Source organism: Cytobacillus sp. EB106-05-05-XG126, from assembly GCF_058791715.1.
In genome coordinates this window covers 1-18332 of sequence record NZ_JBYTDU010000017.1, presented here as the reverse complement: position 1 = coordinate 18332, position 18332 = coordinate 1, and the positions used below count along the sequence as shown (strand labels likewise).

General features: G+C 36.0%; 22 protein-coding genes. 21 read left to right on the top strand and 1 reads right to left on the bottom strand.

Annotated elements, in window-relative coordinates:
• Window positions 1-17: 17 nt before the first annotated feature.
• Window positions 18-449, bottom strand: coding sequence for a hypothetical protein (locus AC3WTL_RS22595; protein ID WP_492370083.1), 432 nt, complete (start codon window positions 447-449; stop codon window positions 18-20).
• Window positions 450-624: 175 nt separating this feature from the next.
• On the opposite strand from AC3WTL_RS22595, the gene AC3WTL_RS22590 reads away from it, so the two are divergent.
• From AC3WTL_RS22590 to AC3WTL_RS22490, 21 genes are all read left to right on the top strand, one after another.
• Complete coding sequence (locus tag AC3WTL_RS22590; protein ID WP_492370082.1) at window positions 625-1158, top strand: RsfA family transcriptional regulator; 534 nt, start codon at window positions 625-627, stop codon at window positions 1156-1158.
• Window positions 1159-1609: 451 nt separating this feature from the next.
• Window positions 1610-2611, top strand: coding sequence for a DnaA N-terminal domain-containing protein (locus AC3WTL_RS22585; RefSeq protein WP_157380304.1), 1002 nt, complete (start codon window positions 1610-1612; stop codon window positions 2609-2611).
• 623 nt (window positions 2612-3234) lie between these two features.
• Window positions 3235-4128, top strand: coding sequence for an ArdC-like ssDNA-binding domain-containing protein (locus AC3WTL_RS22580; protein ID WP_492370081.1), 894 nt, complete (start codon window positions 3235-3237; stop codon window positions 4126-4128).
• A 29-nt stretch (window positions 4129-4157) separates the two neighbouring features.
• Entirely contained in the window at window positions 4158-4397 is a 240-nt protein-coding gene (locus AC3WTL_RS22575; protein ID WP_159866689.1) for a hypothetical protein, read from the top strand.
• Complete coding sequence (locus AC3WTL_RS22570; RefSeq protein ID WP_492370080.1) at window positions 4387-4572, top strand: hypothetical protein; 186 nt, start codon at window positions 4387-4389, stop codon at window positions 4570-4572. The genes AC3WTL_RS22575 and AC3WTL_RS22570 overlap by 11 nt, the downstream gene beginning before the upstream one ends.
• 93 nt (window positions 4573-4665) lie before the next feature.
• Complete coding sequence (locus AC3WTL_RS22565) at window positions 4666-7986, top strand: helicase-related protein (protein WP_492370079.1); 3321 nt, start codon at window positions 4666-4668, stop codon at window positions 7984-7986.
• 12 nt (window positions 7987-7998) lie between these two features.
• A complete protein-coding gene (locus AC3WTL_RS22560) occupies window positions 7999-8763 on the top strand; it encodes a hypothetical protein (RefSeq protein ID WP_492370078.1) in 765 nt (254 codons plus the stop codon).
• A gap of 318 nt (window positions 8764-9081) precedes the next feature.
• Complete coding sequence (locus AC3WTL_RS22555) at window positions 9082-9771, top strand: hypothetical protein (RefSeq protein WP_009336449.1); 690 nt, start codon at window positions 9082-9084, stop codon at window positions 9769-9771.
• Window positions 9762-10319 (top strand): hypothetical protein, encoded by a 558-nt coding sequence (locus AC3WTL_RS22550; RefSeq protein ID WP_252222849.1) that lies wholly within the window; start codon window positions 9762-9764, stop codon window positions 10317-10319. Before AC3WTL_RS22555 ends, AC3WTL_RS22550 begins: the two co-directional genes overlap by 10 nt.
• A 27-nt stretch (window positions 10320-10346) precedes the next feature.
• On the top strand, window positions 10347-10982 hold the full coding sequence (locus AC3WTL_RS22545) for a hypothetical protein (protein WP_492370077.1): 636 nt from the start codon (window positions 10347-10349) through the stop codon (window positions 10980-10982).
• Window positions 10983-11115: 133 nt separating this feature from the next.
• Window positions 11116-11532, top strand: a complete 417-nt coding sequence (locus AC3WTL_RS22540) for a hypothetical protein (protein WP_492370076.1) — start codon at window positions 11116-11118, stop codon at window positions 11530-11532.
• Window positions 11533-11626: 94 nt separating this feature from the next.
• Window positions 11627-11935, top strand: a complete 309-nt coding sequence (locus AC3WTL_RS22535; protein ID WP_492370075.1) for a DUF2325 domain-containing protein — start codon at window positions 11627-11629, stop codon at window positions 11933-11935.
• 17 nt (window positions 11936-11952) lie between these two features.
• Complete coding sequence (locus AC3WTL_RS22530) at window positions 11953-12126, top strand: hypothetical protein (RefSeq protein ID WP_019379900.1); 174 nt, start codon at window positions 11953-11955, stop codon at window positions 12124-12126.
• Between the two features lie 27 nt (window positions 12127-12153).
• Window positions 12154-12297 carry a hypothetical protein gene (locus tag AC3WTL_RS22525; RefSeq protein WP_492370074.1) on the top strand — a complete coding sequence of 48 codons (144 nt, stop codon included), beginning with the start codon at window positions 12154-12156 and terminating at the stop codon, window positions 12295-12297.
• 47 nt (window positions 12298-12344) lie between these two features.
• Window positions 12345-12500, top strand: coding sequence for a hypothetical protein (locus tag AC3WTL_RS22520; RefSeq protein ID WP_492370073.1), 156 nt, complete (start codon window positions 12345-12347; stop codon window positions 12498-12500).
• Complete coding sequence (locus tag AC3WTL_RS22515; RefSeq protein ID WP_492370072.1) at window positions 12500-14650, top strand: type IA DNA topoisomerase; 2151 nt, start codon at window positions 12500-12502, stop codon at window positions 14648-14650. Before AC3WTL_RS22520 ends, AC3WTL_RS22515 begins: the two co-directional genes overlap by 1 nt.
• A gap of 20 nt (window positions 14651-14670) precedes the next feature.
• Complete coding sequence (locus tag AC3WTL_RS22510; RefSeq protein ID WP_492370071.1) at window positions 14671-15522, top strand: DUF7828 domain-containing protein; 852 nt, start codon at window positions 14671-14673, stop codon at window positions 15520-15522.
• 25 nt (window positions 15523-15547) lie between these two features.
• Window positions 15548-16075, top strand: coding sequence for a hypothetical protein (locus tag AC3WTL_RS22505; RefSeq protein WP_492370070.1), 528 nt, complete (start codon window positions 15548-15550; stop codon window positions 16073-16075).
• Window positions 16076-16278: 203 nt separating this feature from the next.
• A complete protein-coding gene (locus tag AC3WTL_RS22500) occupies window positions 16279-16398 on the top strand; it encodes a DUF8096 family protein (protein ID WP_492370069.1) in 120 nt (39 codons plus the stop codon).
• Window positions 16399-16656: 258 nt separating this feature from the next.
• On the top strand, window positions 16657-17460 hold the full coding sequence (locus tag AC3WTL_RS22495) for a hypothetical protein (protein WP_492370068.1): 804 nt from the start codon (window positions 16657-16659) through the stop codon (window positions 17458-17460).
• Window positions 17461-17847: 387 nt separating this feature from the next.
• Window positions 17848-18198: a DUF4181 domain-containing protein gene (locus AC3WTL_RS22490; protein WP_492370067.1), complete on the top strand. Its 351-nt coding sequence runs from the start codon at window positions 17848-17850 to the stop codon at window positions 18196-18198.
• Window positions 18199-18332 lie beyond the last annotated feature (134 nt).

The window sequence follows — 18332 nt, the reverse complement described above, 5'->3', positions numbered from 1 at the left end:
CTCTTTTAATCGTCAGTTTACTTTAACAACCTTAATTCATAGGCTTTATCAATGAAAGGAATTATCTCCTCCAAATTATCAACCCATTCTAATCGTATATAAGCCTCCCCAGGAGTAAGCTTTGTACCATCTGTATCTTGGTATTTCCTCTGCAATAATTCATCAATCTCGTGCTGCATAGAGATTGCAGATTGGGTATGAAGCTTTTTACCCAGGTGTAGAACCAGACATACATGTCTTGCAGCGGTTAAAGACAAAAATTTAAAGGAGCCTTTTTTACTAATATAACCTATACAATCCGTTCGTTCGCCTTGCTTATAGCGATCATGATAATCCTCAACTTCCTCCCTATATGCACTTTTACTATATAGATACTCATCAACTTCTCTTGCCAACTCTCTTGCTTTAGTAGTCTTAAAGAGATCGAAAAAATAATCTTTTGTTTTCAAAACATCATCCCCTATAACCTATTACGTATATTCTTAATTATACATATGGAACCAGCCTATCGTTTGAATTTTTAACCTAATGATGTTTTTAGTTTTAATTCATGCTATATCGCCTTCTACATTTGTAAATCCATTCATATTTATATTTATATAAAAATTTTGGGAGGGAAGGGCCGTGACTAAAACAAGACAAGATGCTTGGACAGGGGAAGAGGATGAGTTATTAGCAAATGTAGTACTTTCTAATATTCGAACTGGGGGAACACAATTAAAGGCATTTGAAGAGGTAGGTAAACAACTATCAAGAACCGCTTCTGCCTGTGGCTTTAGGTGGAATGCTTGTGTTAGAAGACAATATAAAGAGGAGATTTTACAAGCGAAAACCCAAAGGAAAGAGCTAGCTCCAACCCAGGCAGAAAATAATACAAAGACAATAGGACAGATTGTTAGTAAGGAGCAATCACCATATAAAGATATTATAGAGCTTCAAATACTTCTCAATAATATTGAACTATTGTATAAGAAAGCTTTTGAAGAAGTGGAACCACATAACCAAGTTGATAATCTTAAAAAACAATTTTTATTTTTGAAAGAGGAAAACCAAAAACTATCAGCAGAGAAAGACAAAATCGAAAAAGAATATAACAAGCTAAAAGAAATAATAGAATCTTCTACTAGGTTACTTACCTCGGGAGTCCGCCTTAAATAGAAACTTAACAATATCTTCCCTAGGTGTTGAATATTTCCACTAGTCATGTTTTAATTTAGGTACAACAACCGGATAACCAAAAGGGAAGCCCCCTATCAAACAAGCCGAAATACCTTCGGTTTCTTTGTAGGGGGCTTTTTGTCGTCTATTCAACATTTATCTGGTTAAAAGGCCAAAGTATATTAGAATTACCTGTCTAGTTTTGTTATGATAGAAAATATAGCATCTATAGACATAATAGTGTTAATTCACTATAAAATGGCAAAAAAAACCCACCAGAGGCTTTCATTTAATCTCTTCCAGTTTGGCCGCTGAAAGATTAAATGAAATTCAATAGGCGGGATTTCTGATACTTGATAATTTAATTCATATTTTAACAGTTTGAATTACTTATTTCAAGAAGGAATCTCCGTTCAGAGCCTTAAGGGTAAATGATTTGGAGGTCTTAATTTTGAAAGATGCTCGTCCTAATCTAAAGGGTGAAAATTATCCCCTTATCTATTACCGTCCTGTCAAAGAAGATCTTAAAATAGAAAAGTCCAGGTGGTTAATAGACAAAACAGGTCAATTTAAAGAATTCTTTTATCATGACCCTGTAGTTAATAAAATCCTTTTTAATGAAGAGAAGGTTAAAGAATTTAGCTTAGATGGTTATGGTCAAAACATTGAATTCGAAGATCGGAATTTTACAATCATACATAACTACCTTATTCATTTTTGGCAGCACTTTCTTAAAGCTGATGGTTTAGCACTGTTTATCACACTTAAAAGCTATTGTATTGAGAAAGACTATTGCTGGCCAGCATTAAAGACTCTGCAGCTTCAATGTTCTTTTGGTTCTGTAAATACTGTTAAAAGCAGGTTAAGTCTGTTAGAAAAATACGGATTTGTTTTCAGATTTAACTGCATGTCTGCAGATGAGAAGAAAAAAAATATGGATGAAACTCCAATTTATAAAGTGAGAAGAAGGGTGCCATTTCTTCCGAAGGAACTGTATGAAGAGCTTCCAGAGGAACTAAAGAGAAGGCATGATGACTTTATGGAAAAGTATATGTCTGTTTATAGCCCAGACAACCTTGGGAATGTCGTTAATTATGAAGGGATTTTTGAGGACTTTATTGAACAGGGAGAAACGTTCCATAAACCGGTAAGAAAGAGAAATGCCGCGGCACAAAAATATAAACTAGATATCAAAGAATCAATGACCACTGATGACTTGAATCTTACAAAACAGGTATTGGAATACATACAAGCTAAAATTTCAAAACCATCTTTCGATACCTGGTTTAAAGATTCTTTATTTAAAAACCGTGAATCCGTGATTACACTCTATGCACAAAATAAATTTGCGGCTAGCTGGATTAATGATAGACATATAGATTTAATTACACAGGCGTTGAATGATTTAAATATTAATTTCTTAGATATCAAAATTATTTCTATTGAAGAGTAGAGGGATGATTTCCTCTACTCTTTTTTTATATAAATATATTTATTAAAGTCTTTTTAAAGATTTATATTATTCGGCATCATCTTATGATGGGGGGGTGGGTCAGGAAATGACGCCCGGAAAATCCGCCTATCATTTCTTGACGGGCTAGGGTGTCATCTCCTGACAGGCAGTTTTATTAACAAAATAAAGATTTCTTGTGGATAAGTCCGCCCGTCATTTCCTGATAGGCGTAGCCCGTCATTTCCTGACGGGTGGGGGTCATTTCATGATGGGTCCGCCTGTCATCTTATGATGGGTAGGTGTCATTCCTTGATAGGTAGTATTGTGGAATAATTTGAGATGAGTCACTTATCATTCTTGTCTAAATAGAAAACAAAGGATATAATACCAATATATTCATTTCATTTTTTCATTTTATGGCAATCCTATGAGGATTAGCGGGTATTTTTAATCATTAGCAGCCTTTGCGGTTGATGGATAAATAGCTTTTTTATTGCTATTTTTTCAGAAACTTCAATGGCTTTTTTGTGTTTCAAAGCAATTGAAGATGGTCGTATTCAAAGAGAATGGGTTTCCTATTCTCTTTTTTATATATACACACTAAAAGATAGGGGCTGTTGTACATGGCAAATCGTCAAGGTAAGAGCAAGAGATGGAGCAAAGGAGGTCCAAGCGTTGAAGAAAGAGTAAAAGAACTTGTTTCTGTCCTGGATGAAGGTGTAAGAAACTTTGAATATTCTCCAGAAGAATTCAAAGCTCTTTTAGAAATGAAAGCACTGATGCCGAATTACTCTTTTAAAAACATTATGGTTGCTAAAACTCAATTTCCAAATGCCAGCTATATAGCGAGCTTCAAACGTTGGAATGAGTTAGGCCGCAATATCAAACTAGGTTCTAAAGCCATTAGAATCTTCAAGCCGAAATTCATAAAGGTGAAAGATGAACATGGCAATGAAACCGGTGAAACACAGCTAGGTGGTTTCATAACTGTTCCAGTTTTCGCGCTTGAACAGACGGAAGGCGATCCGCTTCCTATTGATAAGGTGATTATAAAGCTTGAAGGCGATTCTCAGGCAGCTAGAGAGATTATTGAATATGCTGAACAGATTGCTGAAAAAGATAATTGTCCAATCACATATGGAGACGCGCAAGGAGCCAATGGTTACTATAGCCGAGCAAACCATGAAATCGTCGTTAGTGACACTTTAAGTGTTAATCATAAATGCAAGACATTAGTACATGAATTGGTGCATTCAAAGGTGCATCGATATGATACTAAGTCTTCTACATCGGAGAAGGAAGTTGTTGCAGAAGGAACAGCCTTTATTGTTTGTTCGTTCTTCGGCTTAGACACATCAGATTATTCCTTCCGATATGTTAACTCATGGAGCAAACATGACCCCGATTCTCTTTTAAATTACGGATCTATGATTTGTGATATTTCAGGACGAATCATAAATGAGTTTAGAACTTTAATGGAAGCGAATAAAGAGGAAAAAAATCTTCAAACAGCTTAGTTTTTTCTGAGAAAGGAAGTGCAGAACCAATGCACCAGGTTTCTTCTTTTCAATTAGAGGAGTACGCCGGCCAGAAGTTTTTCGTGGAGTATGTTGATTCCCTGCCTCTCGGAAGCTTGTTCAGAATCCATATGAGTAATGGTGTAATTCATAATCTGACTACCGGCTGTTATGACTCAATTGAAAAGGCAAGGCAAGAAGTTATTACGGCATTTAAAGAATTTTTAGATGGGAGCATTAATACGGATGATATTCATATTGGAGACTGAGTATGAAGATTTTTCGATAAAAGTCTACTATATCAACGAAGGTGACCACAATGGAAAGTTTAAAGCTCTTGTGAGCCCTCTATCTATCCAAACGACTTTTCAGGATACAGTAGGAGGAGCTATTGATCGATCACTCTTAAAGATCCACAAACAGCTTAAAGAGTATGTTCATTAAGAAAACTATATAGGGAGGTGTATCCCTGCCTCATTTGAGATAGGGATCGCCAGCTGGCATACCTTATTCAATTTGATGCAGGGAGTCAGCAGCATGGAATTAAATAAAGTGATTGAGACAGATGAAAACCCAAAGATGATTGAAATTTACCTGGAGCAGGCATGGCAAAGTGCTTTTTGTTACGCATTAGCGGTAGAGGAACCAAAGCATGAATGGCAAGGAGCTAAATTACTCATGACCATTATTGCTGGTAATGATTCTACTTTACAGGCTATGAAAGCTGCAGTTGATACCGGGAGTGGTGGTTTGTCCTTTGGGCAAGGGAAGAAAGATTTAACTGACTATAAATTTTCCCAAGAATTCCGTATGTACTCTGATAAAGGGAAGTACTCAAAGTTCCCAATCACCATTAATCAAAACCGAAAAGCGGTCGCAATTGTTCATGATGACCTGCTTGGAAACGGGGATTATATTCTTTCGTTCGATGCAGATCCTGGAGAAGGGCTACGACAAATTTTAGGTGGCGGAAAGTATGGGCTTAATATTCTACCTGAATGGAAAGATATTATTCTAAATGAGTTCTTAAGAAGAGGTTGTATTGAGGAATTCAAATTTTATTATGATTCCGCCCTTTTTCCTGACGGATTTTCCATCTATAAACTGAATTTTAGTGAGGAAACTGGAGAGCAGGAAGCGGATGATATTATTTCTGGAATGATTTCAAGTGGGATGCTGAAGTTTCCTAAGACAGGAACTGGTCAGGCAGTGGAATCCATAGAAGATTTGACACAGTATATGACAACCTTCATGGATGATATGGTCACAAAGGTAAGCAATAAAGTTACTCCAGGCCATGACCCAATGACAGACGCTATACACCCGCAAATCTCAATTTATAAGCGGGAACTTTTTCCTGTCCAATCTCATGTAACTACCGCTATCGCTAAAGTTTTGAAAAAGCAGAAGGTAGCTTTAATACAAGGTGAAATGAGCACGGGTAAATCAACCATGATGACAGCAATTCCTGATGTAGTTGCTGCTATGTCAAATAAAAAAGGGTATTTTGCTTGTCTAATGTGTCCCCCAAGCCTAACAAAAAAATGGCCGGAGGAAATAAAAGAAATTTTACCTCATGCTGATGTAAGAGTTATTGAACGGACAGAGCAACTCATTGAGTTTCATCGTAAATGGACCAGTCAAGGAAGGCCTAAGCCATTGAAACCAACATTCTTTGTCATTTCCTTTACAACAATGAGGGGCGATTGTGCGATGGTTCCTGCAGTTCGTTTTGATTATAAGAAAACGGTACTTCAAAGTGAGTCAAACTCCTTACCATATCGTTTTGGATACTATTGTCCAAGCTGCGGTAATGCACACCAGGTTATTGAATCTACTGCAGTGGAAACCAATGAGGATGGAGAGGAAGAAGAGGTTCAGAATAAACGGACGATGGATGAAGATGAATTTGGAACAAGCAGGCGACTTCACAATTCAAAAAATCCAGCCAATGCTTTTTGTTCTGAATGCGGTGAAAGTTTATGGACCAAGAAGGTACCTACTAGATACCAATCAATAAAAGACTGGTTTAAGTACGAAAGGCAGATTAAACATGCTTTAAAGCAGAATCAGCCTTTGGTCCAACAAATTCAGCTCTCTCAACCTGAGATTCCTAAGAAAGTCGGGAATCCAAGGAGAATCGCTTCTATTGAATACATCCGAAGGAAAATGAGATGGTTTTTTGATATTACTATCTGTGATGAAATCCATATGCTGAAATCTGGCATGTCAGCCCAGGGAAATTCACTAGGGAGCCTTGCAGCTGCTTCAAAGAAGCTTATAGGTGGTACAGGAACCCTTTTTGGAGGCAAGGCCGAGGATATCTACTATACACTTTGGCGCTTATTCCCACACCTTATGGTTGAGAACGGATACGCTTTCAATGAAGTTCGGAAGTGGAATGAAGAGTATGGAAACATTGAAACGACTATTTACAATCAGGACGATAAAGGCGAGTACAGCAACAAGCAATCGCGAGGAGGCACCAGGAGAACAGAAAAGGTTCTTCCCGGTATATCACCATTTGTGTTCTCAAAGTTTCTTGTCCAAAACAGTGTGCTTGTCCGCTTAACAGATGTATGGCCAGACCCTGTGGAGTTGATCAATGTTCCTACAATTCTTGTAGATTTAAACGAGGATTTAAAGGAGCATTATAACAACATGGTATCTACATTTGAATCAGCTATCGATGGACGAGATGACGGGCATAAGCTTTATCTTCCATTGACTCAAACAGGCATCGCATATCCAGATAACCCTTTCACCTATCCCCCATTCTCTATCAAAACAGAAGATGGGGACCGAGATTTAATTTGGAGCCCAGATGAATTTCCTAAAGAGCGAATACTTAACAAGGAAAAGAAGCTCCAGGAAATCATTAAGGGTGAGATAGAGGAAGGCAGGAAAAGTATTGTCTATGTTCGAGATACAGGTTCCAGTGTAGAAGGCAGAGATGTAAGGCCGCGTTTACAACACATTCTTGAGCAGGTTGGAGCAAAGGTTTGTATCTTAGACACTTCTACCACGGCCACAAATAAGCGTAGTGAATGGCTAAAAAAGAAGATAGAAAAAGAGGGATACGATGTTTGTATTGTGTCACAGGAGCTTGTACAGGTAGGTCTTGACCTATTATGTACACCTACCCTCATTTTCTACCAATTTAGTTGGAGCTTATTCACGATTAATCAAGCTGCTAGAAGAGCATGGCGGATCGGACAAACGGAAGAGTGTCGTCTTTATTACTTAGCCTATAAAGAAACTTTCCAAGAACAAATGGCTACCTTGATAGCTCAGAAGAATAAAGCTGCCGGTGCCATAAACGGAGAAGTAAGTTCAGATGGGCTTAATGCAATGTTGGGAGATGAAGGAGACCTGCAGTCCATGCTGATTGAGTCCATTAAAAAAGGAAAAGTGCTTAAGGGATCTACCGAGGAATGGACGGCAGAAGCTTCTGATCGTGCAAGAGAAATCTTAGCAAGTATCGGAAAGAAAAAGAAAATGGGCAACTCACCAAAAGAACAATTTATTGCCTGGGTTAATCAGCAAGTTTCCGCGGATTCCTCTAAAAACGTCCTTATCCGGAAAGCGGCAACCATTACAAGCCATATTGCAGATGGAAAGGTCAATGGGTTTATGTTTACCAATCAAATCCTGGAAGTAGATTTAGTAAAAGCTTTTGGATTCGATTGTATTCAAGATGGGGAAATCGTGGCTTACTTAACGGAATATGAAAGAGCAAAATTTGCAGAAACAGCTGAGCAAATATCGATATTCGAAGTTGAAGTTGATACGACTACAAAAACAAAGAAGAAGCGAACAGCAGCGGTAAGCGGGCAACTCGCGTTTGAACTTTTTTAGGAGGAGACAGTTATGACAATTTTAATAACTTGGGATTGGGCTGTTTATTTTTATTGGTTTCTTGAAAGTTATTTTTATGTACGGGTAGAGGAAATTAAAGTTTTACATTACCCCGTGGATGATGACTATTCATATTCTGGCGAGGATTGTACAAACTTTGCAGAAGTTATTCCTATAAGTGCTGCGAAGCATAGAGTGAATGCGGAAGAGGAACCATTAATTTTAAAATCAGCACTAAATGAGGAATCAGAAGAATTATTTATGCAGATTGAAAAAGAGATAACAGCTGCTGAAGAAGGTGATATTTATCACCACAGTTATAAAACTGGTGAATTACTATTAGATGGTCTCCGCCAAGAATCGGATCAAGAAGAAATTTTCGTTTCTGAATGGATAGAGGATGATGACCAGGATGAAGATTGTATTCATATGAATGACTTAATGATTGAACAGACAACACCCTCTCAAAATGGTTTTGAATCATTTGCCTCTGCAAAAATTATGGACTGCTTAGAAGGTGCTCAACAATGGGTAGTTTCTGTAGTTGGTATAGAAGAAAACTATATCCATATTTCAGATGGAAAAAGGCTATGGGTAAATGTGGGGGAAAAAGCAAAAAAAATAGGCAATGGGGATATTCTCATTCTAGATGTAGTAAGGGCTGGTAAGGAAATCAGTGTACAAAACCTAGTAAGAGTTGAAGCATCTGTGTCAGAGGAATACATGATTCCAGATGAAGAGCATCTTATTCAATACGATAGAGCACTAGCAATGTAAAGAATTTCAAAAGAGCGACTTTAGTCGCCTTTTGGTCCAAGCCCGGGTGCAAAACCTTGGTTTGGACCAAAAGAATAATTCTTTTGGTAATAAAGACCCTCATATTTTACATTTTTAGATAAGATAATCAGATTTTCGACACTTTTCGACAGAGAGGATGAGTCTATTGTAATATAATAATGGCAGTTTTAGTTTTACCTGGAAATGTTTTCATTAACAGCTTTTTTTATCCAAAATATAGAGATTGAGAATATATGGAGATTTATAAAGGATTTTAAATTAAGGCTTAGCTACAATAAATGAGAGGAGATTTATCCTATGATAATTCAAAGGTTAGGCGAAAAGCAAATTTTAGAAATAAAGCAAGAAATTAAGAAAAAACAAATTGGACTAAATAAACTGCATATCAATTTCAGGTTTGTCAAAGGGGAGTTATACATCAATGCGATGGGGGTAGAAGGAATACCTCAAACAGAAGAATATTATGAATCAATTGAAGATAACCTAACCTATGTAGATTTGGCCTGGTTGACCCCACTAAGTAACCATTTAAATGTAAACCTGGATGCTTCTATAGCAGTTAACCCAGATGGATCCTTTGAACATAATAGTATTGATTTAGAATTACATACAGCTCTTCCAAGTGAAGTTCAAGATAATCATAGAATACTAAGTTATGTTACGCCACTGTTTAAGAAACTAATTCCATTTAGAGCGTTTCTTACCCAGATTGAATTTGGATGGCATAATTACCGATTAAGCAATATTCGATTTAAGTTGAACTTGGATGGTAAAAAGGTTAATACCATTTTAAGCAATGAGCAAACTGTTAACACACAGGTTCTTGGTCAATGGCTATCTTCTCTTTCTCAAGTGCTGGATTACAATCAAGGAAGGTACAAGCACTTAGTGGACCTTCCAATCATTAATGGCCGAATTAGTACAGCAACTTTTGAAACGGGCCTTTGCTTCCGCTTTGATGGAAAAGGGAAAAGAAGATGGTCTTAAAATTTCGTTACCTATTACTACTCTTAGCTTTAGTGATTTTGATACCCTCTGCTGCAAGCGCAAGTCCGTTGCAGCAGGGTAACGGTATCACATTAAATGAACAGCTCAATGTTTGGTCTACAAATCTAAATAATACTGCACCAAAAATATCCTTTTTGTTCTCTGCCATATTTACAATAATGTTTCTATTTGGAGTGGTTAGGCTAGGTTACTCAATTGTTACTAAGACTGGCCAGGTGATGAAAGGATCCACCGGACTTTTAATCTGGGTTCCAATCACTTTCTTTTTCATTAGAATTTTAATACTATTATTATTTACAACAAATAGTGAAAATGTTACACTACTCGCAAGTGATTTTATTCAGTTAATCTCTGCTGCCAGTCACTCTACTGTTGATTGGATGATATCAATTGGATTAGTATTTTATCTATTTTATCACTTGATAAAACATCCTGAATTCGGCAGGTGGAGCAAAAGAATGTGGGTCTTTGCTGGCGGATTAACCTTATTGACGTTTATTTCTCCAATTGTATTAGGTGCTGTATAACAAGCTATTAGGAAAAGGGTGAATGCCATGTTAAAACTTGTAATAGATAATAGTAAAAAGCAAGTAAATCCTGCAGCGGTAACATGCCGGACATCGTGTGACCTATTTGATGAACTTACAGAAACTTGTTCGATCAGTCAAAACGTAAATGTCGATAGTTCTTACGAGGCAGCCAGGTGCGGCTTTTTCTTATCTAGAGATATAATGGCCTCTCCCCCGCTAAACAATAATCATATTGGCTTTAAATTCTCACTAATAGAAGAAGAAGCTGATTATTTATTGGACGATCCGAATGTGTTTCATGAATTAATCGGAAAGCCGGTACAAAAGGAAAAGTACACATATCCAAATAAGCCTGACTTTCCAGCTCAAAGAGAAGACGCTAGATGGTATGTATCTTCTTGTGGTACTTACGGTTGCTGGATAGTCAATTTGTGCAAAAAACCATTGCTACATCCAAAAAGCCTTGAAAATGCAGTAAAAGGCTGGACTTCAAAAGTATATAAGTCCCCAATTCCACTGCACGATCACAAATCTTCTCTCACTTTGGCCTCCAAAGTCGCGTGGATAATAGACGCAGAAGGATACGGGCAGTATGGATTACTAATTAACGGCCAAATTTCTTCAATTTCCTCTCCTAAACCGTTAAATTGGACGAAGTGATATTGATAATTATGCAAAAGTATTGATATAATTAAATCAAACAAAATATATAAAGGGACCACCCTGTTGTAAATGCATACATCTACTTGTAAGCACTTTTACAGCAGGGTTTTTTTATGTAGGAGGGGAGATAGTGAACAGAGATACCATTATGGTGATACATGAAAAGTCACCGTTTCAGGATGGGTTGGTTAAGCTAATTGATCTGAAGTTTGGACATTTGTTCAAAGTTATTAAAACGGAGACTAGTAAATTACAACTTTATGAAAATGGTTGTGTTCCCAAACTAATTATTCTTGAAAAAGTAATTAATCCAAAGACAGTTGAGTTTCTAATCAAAATGAAGAATATGGGGTCCAAATTAATATTAGTTACTTTAGATGCTTCAGAAATAACTGAATTAGAGTTAAACCTTTTTAACGCGTTTCTTGTTAAGAATATGCGTACTTCAGAAATGCTGAAAGTCATGGAAGATATACTGGATTATAAAGAAAGCTATGTGCATCCAGACTTTGGTGATATATTTTTGAAGAAGTTAATAAATGCATAATTAAATTGGAAAAATATATAAGAAAACACTTGTTTTTAGTGTAATATATGTTATATTTATTTGTAATTCAAACACTAGAGATGAGGGATTTTTAATGAAAAAAACTGTCGCAATTTTCGGAGGATCTCAAGAGGCTACGTACAAGCGAATAGGACAAAAAAATAACGTAAACATTATCTTCCATAGTGGTAAAACAAGAAACGGAGGTAACAAAAAGGAGTTCAAAACGGTAGTAAAGAAGGCAGATTGTGTAGTCGTATTACTAGGTGCTGTTGGACACGTAAGTATGGATATTGTAAAAGAAGTTTGTAAAGATCTTGGTAAAGATGTGCTTTATCATAATGGGTTTGGTGCTTCTGGCGCTATTCAAAGGTGTGTAGAACACTTCAACACCGCAGCTTAAGAGGAGACATGACTAGTATGATTTCAGTAAATGTTAAAGAGCTAACTCAAGGAGAATTATTGTTGATTGAAACTTTGCGGAATCTTGAAGATCCTGATGAGCTGGTTCGCGCCTGTTGTGATGTTCAATCAATCAATATCAAGAATTGCTTGTTAAATATAGCTGCAGAAAAACTTAAAGGCATTTGTTGAATAAATGATTAACCGGAGGATTTCAAAATGTCTGTTAAAGGTGGGAAAAAGGCTTACATAGTTTTAGGGGTTCTCTTAGGAGCTTTAATCATTACCGGATGTAGTAGTCAAAAAATTGTGCCTGGAACAGAATTTAATGATAACCATGAAGCATTTTTAAATATGGCTTAACTGAATAAAATATAGCTTATTCTTCGTATATTAGGGGGGGAGAGAAATTGGATCAGCTTCAGTATCAAAAGAAAATTATAAGAGAGGAATATGGAAACCTAAAAAAGCCGGCTGAAGAAGAAACAGTTAAAAAAGAATCCCTTATTTCCAGGCCAAAAAGGAGTAATAATCAATTTCTTTTTAGGAAGGAAGGAAGGGTCTAATGGGGAAAGCACTCATTTGCGCTGAAAAGCCCAGCCAAGCAAAAGCGCTTGCTGCTCCATTTCCTAATAAAAATATGAAAACACATATAGCCATTGCACCTTGTGTCATGTTCCCCGAAGGTGCAGTGGTTATTTGGGCTGTGGGACATATTCTAGAACTTTATCGTCCTGAGGACTACTCAAAGGAGCACCAGGAATGGAGTTTAGAACATTTGCCTATTATTCCAAACGAGTACAAGTTAAAGGTTATTGAAAGTAAAAGAAGCATTTTCAATAATTTTAAGAAGTTCTTAAAGGACCCCGACATTTCAGTCATCATACATGCTGCTGATCCTGGAATTGAGGGATGTTTATTATTAGATGAGATTTTCTACTATTTGAATAATAGAAAGCCAGTAAAAAGATTGTGGACTAGTAGCCTGACCAAAGATAGTGTGGTTGAAGCATTTCGTAGCATGAAGGACAATAGGCATTATCAGCATTATTATTATGCGGGATTAGCCCGACAAAGAGCCGATTGGTTAGTGGGCATGTCTTCTAGCCGAGCCTTAACTTGTCTGCTTAATCAAAAAGGAATTGAAAAAACATTTAGTGCGGGACGAGTACAGACCGCCTTAATGAGTATTATTTATCAGCGTGAAAAGGAAATTGAGAACTTTATTAGTAAACCATATTTCGACCTAATCGGTGAATTTCAATTTGGAGAGGCCAAATTAAATGCCAAATGGTTTAGTAATGAATCAGAGCACATCTTTGACATGGATGAAGATATGCTTGAAGCCTTTTCTAAGTATTGTCAAAGTCAACCAGCTATTGTAAATACCATTAAAAAAGAAGAAAAAAAGAATAGACCTCCTATGTTCTACAACTTATCTTCCCTTCAAATGCATGCTAATCGTTTATATGGAATGACTCCCGCTAATGTTTTAGGTTTTGCTCAAGCATTATATGATAAATCCCTGATTACATATCCACGTTCCGACAGTCAGCACTTAACTCCTGGGGAAGCATCTTGGATGCCAGTCATAATAAAAAATTTGGGAGAGCTGGAGTCCTACCAAGATTTAATAAAGGGGGCAACTCGAGATATTTCTCAAGATAAAAGATATGTGGATTCTGATAAAGTAAGTGATCATTATGCAATCATATTGACGGAAGAAAAGGTAAACCCGCTTACTTTGCCAAAAGGGGAACAACAAATATATGACCTAATTGCTAAATCCATTATTGCCGCACACTATCAAGACTACATATACGATACTACTGGAATCATTATTACGGTTGCAGAAAAGTTTGGTTTTAGAAGCAGTGGTACTCTAGTTAAAGAAGAGGGGTGGAAAAAGATATATAAGGGGCTTTCCACAAATTCGGCGGAGGAAGAGATTCAATTGCCAGATATAAAAGAAGGGGAAGTCGGAACAATGCTTTCAGGTCAAATTAAAGCTGGATCAACAAATCCCCCTTCTCGTTTTTCACTAGGAGACTTGATCAAAATTATGTGTAACCCTGCCCCATATTGCGCTGATAAAGAAGATTTTAAGAACTCTGAGTTGCAGCTGGGAACGGAAGCAACCAGGAGCGGCATCGTATCTATTATCACCAAGCGGTATGTAAATGCAAGCAAAAACCTAGTTTATATGCTGCCCGAGGGCCGTGTCTTAATTGAAGCATTAGGGGAAAACAACTATCTAACTTCTGTATTAACCAGCGGTAGGATGGATCGTTATCTAAAACAAATCCAAAAAGGAGAAGGTTCTGTTTCCTCCTTCGTTAAGAGAACGGAAGACATAACGAAAGAAATAGTTGAAAAACTTATTAAGGATGCCGCTTCTTGGAATTTTGTTGAATATGCCAAAGTTATTCGAAAAGCTGAAGAAGTAGGTCTATGTAAAAAGTGCGGTGCACCAGTTTTAGAGCGTGAAACGTTTTACAGTTGTAGCAACTTTAAAAAGACAAACTGTGATTTTAGAATAAGCAAGGTTGTCGCGGGAAAACAGATCAGTAAGGAGAACATAAAGAAATTGTTTACTACTGGTCAAACCTCTTTAATAAAGGGATTTAAAAGTCAGAAGAAACCAGATAAAATGTTCGAAGCCTTTTTAGCTTGGGATGAGGATAAAAACAAACTTATATTTAAATTTCCGCAATAAAGAGAATAGGAGGAATAAAAATGAATTCAGCCCTGCTTCACAATGGCCAAATTATTACCGCAGCTGAGTACAATCCAGATAAGAATGGCCAACGAATTAGATGCATTGATAAAAGTTGTCATACCGACCTAATTTTTGTTCCTGGAACAGATTCATCTGTGCCTTACTTTAAAACAACCGGCAAGAATGATCATTCAAAACACAATGAAAAATGCGGATTTTATAGAATATTAACTTTTGAGGAAAGTATAAAAAAGGTAGAAGAATATCAATCTGACTTAATGGAGAAAGGCATAAAAGAAACCCTAATTCGGCTAAATTTAAAAAAATTAGATCCTGATTATGTTGCAAGAACAGTTGAAAAAGAGGAGAGTGAAAAAAAGGCGAAAGATCCAAATGAGGTAAAAGTAAAGCAGGAAAGCAAGACGCCTAACAGTATTGGTACTTTAAAGGCTATAGTTAAACTCATTACTTCATATGAACCAGATACTCTGGCAACAATATTGGTTAGCATTAATGGGCGAAAAATTCCTCTTTCCCAGATTGTAATAAGCCATGATAAAGCACATGAATTAGCATGGTCCGACCGAGCAGACCCTAACCTTAGTTATTTTGTATACGGGGTTATCCAGAATGTTGTAAGAAGAGAGTCAGTGTATTATATTAACTTCGAGCCAATTAATGGGGTGGTTTTTAGTTTGGTGATATTCTCAAAATACTTTAAACACTTCACTTATAAAGATGAACAACTTATAGGAAGAAAAGTTTTAGCTTACGGTTCCCGATTAAAAAAGAATGAGTATAAGGGGAAAAATACGTCAGAACTTGTAATAAAATCAAATCAATACATAGAATTCTTAGGAAAGAACTAAATAGCTTATAGAGGTAGATGAAATTATGAATTATCCAATGGTAATAAGAAGAGAGCCTTTGTTTACAGGCTGGTTAATCGTTGTTTTCGCATTATTATTTTATAAATTACTTACACTACACCTTATTATAGGGCTGGCTATGGGAGCAATTTTTGCTGGTATATTATATTTGATGCTACAACACAAAATCATTGTTAAAGATGAACATTTTATTTACAAAGATTTTTCGCGGAAACGTGTTCAGTACCAGGAAATAAATAAAATATTCTTAAGGGTAGACAAGCACTATGGTAACAATAATTTAAGAAAATTTTGGATTGATGTAATCTTGACTGATGGTAATCAATTCTGTATTCCTTCCTACCTCTTTACAACGAAGAAATCTAAGGATTTTTTCAAAGTGGCTCTAAGTAAAAACACTGATATTATTATCAATTCGAGTCTAATCGACTATATTTCCTCTAAGCAAACAAGTATAGAAAAGATAGGAAGCATACTAATAATGACCTTGTTTACATTAATGGTGATATTTTATTTGGTTAATGCTAATTAGTGTTCTAACATTCACATTTGGTTCAAAACATCTATTGACTCCCCAATAATAAAAGTGAAGAAATTCTTCAAATTTTTAAGTATAATTGGAGTTATTGTCTAAGGGCATTAAATCTAGAGGCATATATACAGGGGGCAACCATGGAAAAAACATCTGAAGTTTTTATAGACTTTGATTTCGACAAAATTTATGACTATAAATAAATGCCAGATAAGAATAGCGGTCGATGCGACAACTGCAATAGTGCTCACTTCAAGAGTTCAGTGGGTGAAGGTAAATTTATTAGAGAATGTTCAAATTGCGGGTTAAAGAAGTCAATATAATAAATGCTTAGATACTGACCCTAATTCCAAATATATTTTACGTTTTAACCCTGACATTGGTCAGGGTTTTTATTATACCGACACTGTAATTAAGAAAAAAGATGAACTCCATGCGGTTTTTTCCATAAATATTTATTCAAAATCACGAAAGTAGTTCAAGAAATAGAAAATCAGATAATTTCCATTTTTTAAATTATATTCCCATGTATACTAAAGATGGTATTTTTAGTAATTATTCTATCGAATGGAGGTTGGCAAATGAAGAAATTGTTTAGTAGTATTCTGTTCTTATTGTTAATTGGTATAGGAGGGGTAGCTTTTGCTGAAGAAGGTAATTCAACTTCTTTAACGGAAGAGGAGAAAAGTTATTTACTTGATGCTGGACATACTGCAGAAGAAATTGAAAGTTTGCCAGTAGAAGTAGCAAAACAGCTAGTGAAAGAGAAAGCCGTAATAACTGATAAGGGTTCAGAAATAGTAGAGTTTATAGAAGGTGTCAATATTAAGCCTGGCCAAATTTCAACAATGGGTTCTATCTCTTCTTCAACAATGAAATTAGCAGGTACTGTATATAAAGTTACTAGTGATAAAGCAAATAACGATAAGTTTTATATCTATGGTAATTTTAACTGGCTAAAAACCCCATCTTTTAATTTAGTAGATAAGATGACTTTTGGATTCCCATCAAGCTCAGGATTATACTTACCTACTAGCAGCGGTAAGGTAACACAACATCAACACAGATATTCGCAAGATCAACAAGGGAATGGGAATTGGATCGACTATGCTATCGATTATTCTCCAAGCGATTGGGAACCAAGTGCAGGTGTAGCTGGCGATTTCGATTTGAGGGCTTCTACTAGTAATACAAAGCATAAAGGCTATATGGGCCAGTATGTTTATGTACCAACATCTAAAAACGGAACAATTAACATAAAAATTGAATATGGACATAAAAGAATTTCTGGAAGTCCAACAGTTTCTGTGTATCCTGCAGGTTTAGCTATTACTCCTACAAGCACGGTTGATACAGCTTCTTATGCGTTAACTTTGAGCTATTAATTTAAAAGGAGGTCCGAGTATCTTGTCGGATCTCCTTTTATATCTAAGTATATATACTCATTGAATTAAATTGAATTCTTTGATATTAATGGGAAATAAAACCTGATGTTGTAAAAGAAGGGAGTGGATAAAGACATGAAACAAATTGTCATTAACTTTATTATAGTATTAGTAATATCTGCAATTTTATTTTTCTTATTTACTTTTGACGCTTCACTTGATAGCGCATATATATTAGGACTAATGGTAATCGTGATTATGCAATCGTCTTTAATAATCGCTATTCTCCTAAAAAAGGAAAAGGACTAAAGTTTCAACAAATTTCAGATACCAATAGACAGCATTTTTATTGAAACAGGCAGAAATACAGTTGGGGGAGATTTTAACATGTATGTTTACACAGTGTTAGTATTTCTAGCCTACTTAATTACGTACTTTATTTTAAAAAACAAGCTTCATATTAAAAGTAACGAAGGAAAATTACACATTAATACAACTCATAAAATAACTGAAATAACAATTGCTGCAATTGCATTAATAATTTTATTTTTAATTGGCTTTGTATTTAATTATGGTTTAAAACCACACTATCCTGTCGTCATTTTATCAGCAATTTTACTTGTTTGTGCATTGTTTGAAAGAAAGTATATGAAGGACTCTAAACAGCATGTCTTAAGTATGTTAACTAGTTCAGCTTTATTTATTATGTTTATTGGGATTGAAATATTTTTTATTTAAAACTGATTTTGATAGTCGCTACCTATAAAGATCAAAGGGAGACCTTTGATCTTTAAACTGTGCGCCCGGCATGGGTGCAGTCTATAGGGTGCAAGTCCCGAGCCATGAAGGCAGTAGTAATGGTTAGCTTAACG

Coding starts and splice junctions, on each gene's coding strand:
- AC3WTL_RS22505 (WP_492370070.1), top strand. CDS start 15,548: ATGAATTATCCAATGGTAATAAGAAGAGAGCCTTTGTTTACAGGCTGG.
- AC3WTL_RS22515 (WP_492370072.1), top strand. CDS start 12,500: ATGGGGAAAGCACTCATTTGCGCTGAAAAGCCCAGCCAAGCAAAAGCG.
- AC3WTL_RS22565 (WP_492370079.1), top strand. CDS start 4,666: ATGGAATTAAATAAAGTGATTGAGACAGATGAAAACCCAAAGATGATT.
- AC3WTL_RS22560 (WP_492370078.1), top strand. CDS start 7,999: ATGACAATTTTAATAACTTGGGATTGGGCTGTTTATTTTTATTGGTTT.
- AC3WTL_RS22510 (WP_492370071.1), top strand. CDS start 14,671: ATGAATTCAGCCCTGCTTCACAATGGCCAAATTATTACCGCAGCTGAG.
- AC3WTL_RS22525 (WP_492370074.1), top strand. CDS start 12,154: ATGTCTGTTAAAGGTGGGAAAAAGGCTTACATAGTTTTAGGGGTTCTC.
- AC3WTL_RS22555 (WP_009336449.1), top strand. CDS start 9,082: ATGATAATTCAAAGGTTAGGCGAAAAGCAAATTTTAGAAATAAAGCAA.
- AC3WTL_RS22500 (WP_492370069.1), top strand. CDS start 16,279: ATGCCAGATAAGAATAGCGGTCGATGCGACAACTGCAATAGTGCTCAC.
- AC3WTL_RS22530 (WP_019379900.1), top strand. CDS start 11,953: ATGATTTCAGTAAATGTTAAAGAGCTAACTCAAGGAGAATTATTGTTG.
- AC3WTL_RS22545 (WP_492370077.1), top strand. CDS start 10,347: ATGTTAAAACTTGTAATAGATAATAGTAAAAAGCAAGTAAATCCTGCA.
- AC3WTL_RS22580 (WP_492370081.1), top strand. CDS start 3,235: ATGGCAAATCGTCAAGGTAAGAGCAAGAGATGGAGCAAAGGAGGTCCA.
- AC3WTL_RS22495 (WP_492370068.1), top strand. CDS start 16,657: ATGAAGAAATTGTTTAGTAGTATTCTGTTCTTATTGTTAATTGGTATA.
- AC3WTL_RS22550 (WP_252222849.1), top strand. CDS start 9,762: ATGGTCTTAAAATTTCGTTACCTATTACTACTCTTAGCTTTAGTGATT.
- AC3WTL_RS22535 (WP_492370075.1), top strand. CDS start 11,627: ATGAAAAAAACTGTCGCAATTTTCGGAGGATCTCAAGAGGCTACGTAC.
- AC3WTL_RS22490 (WP_492370067.1), top strand. CDS start 17,848: ATGTATGTTTACACAGTGTTAGTATTTCTAGCCTACTTAATTACGTAC.
- AC3WTL_RS22575 (WP_159866689.1), top strand. CDS start 4,158: ATGCACCAGGTTTCTTCTTTTCAATTAGAGGAGTACGCCGGCCAGAAG.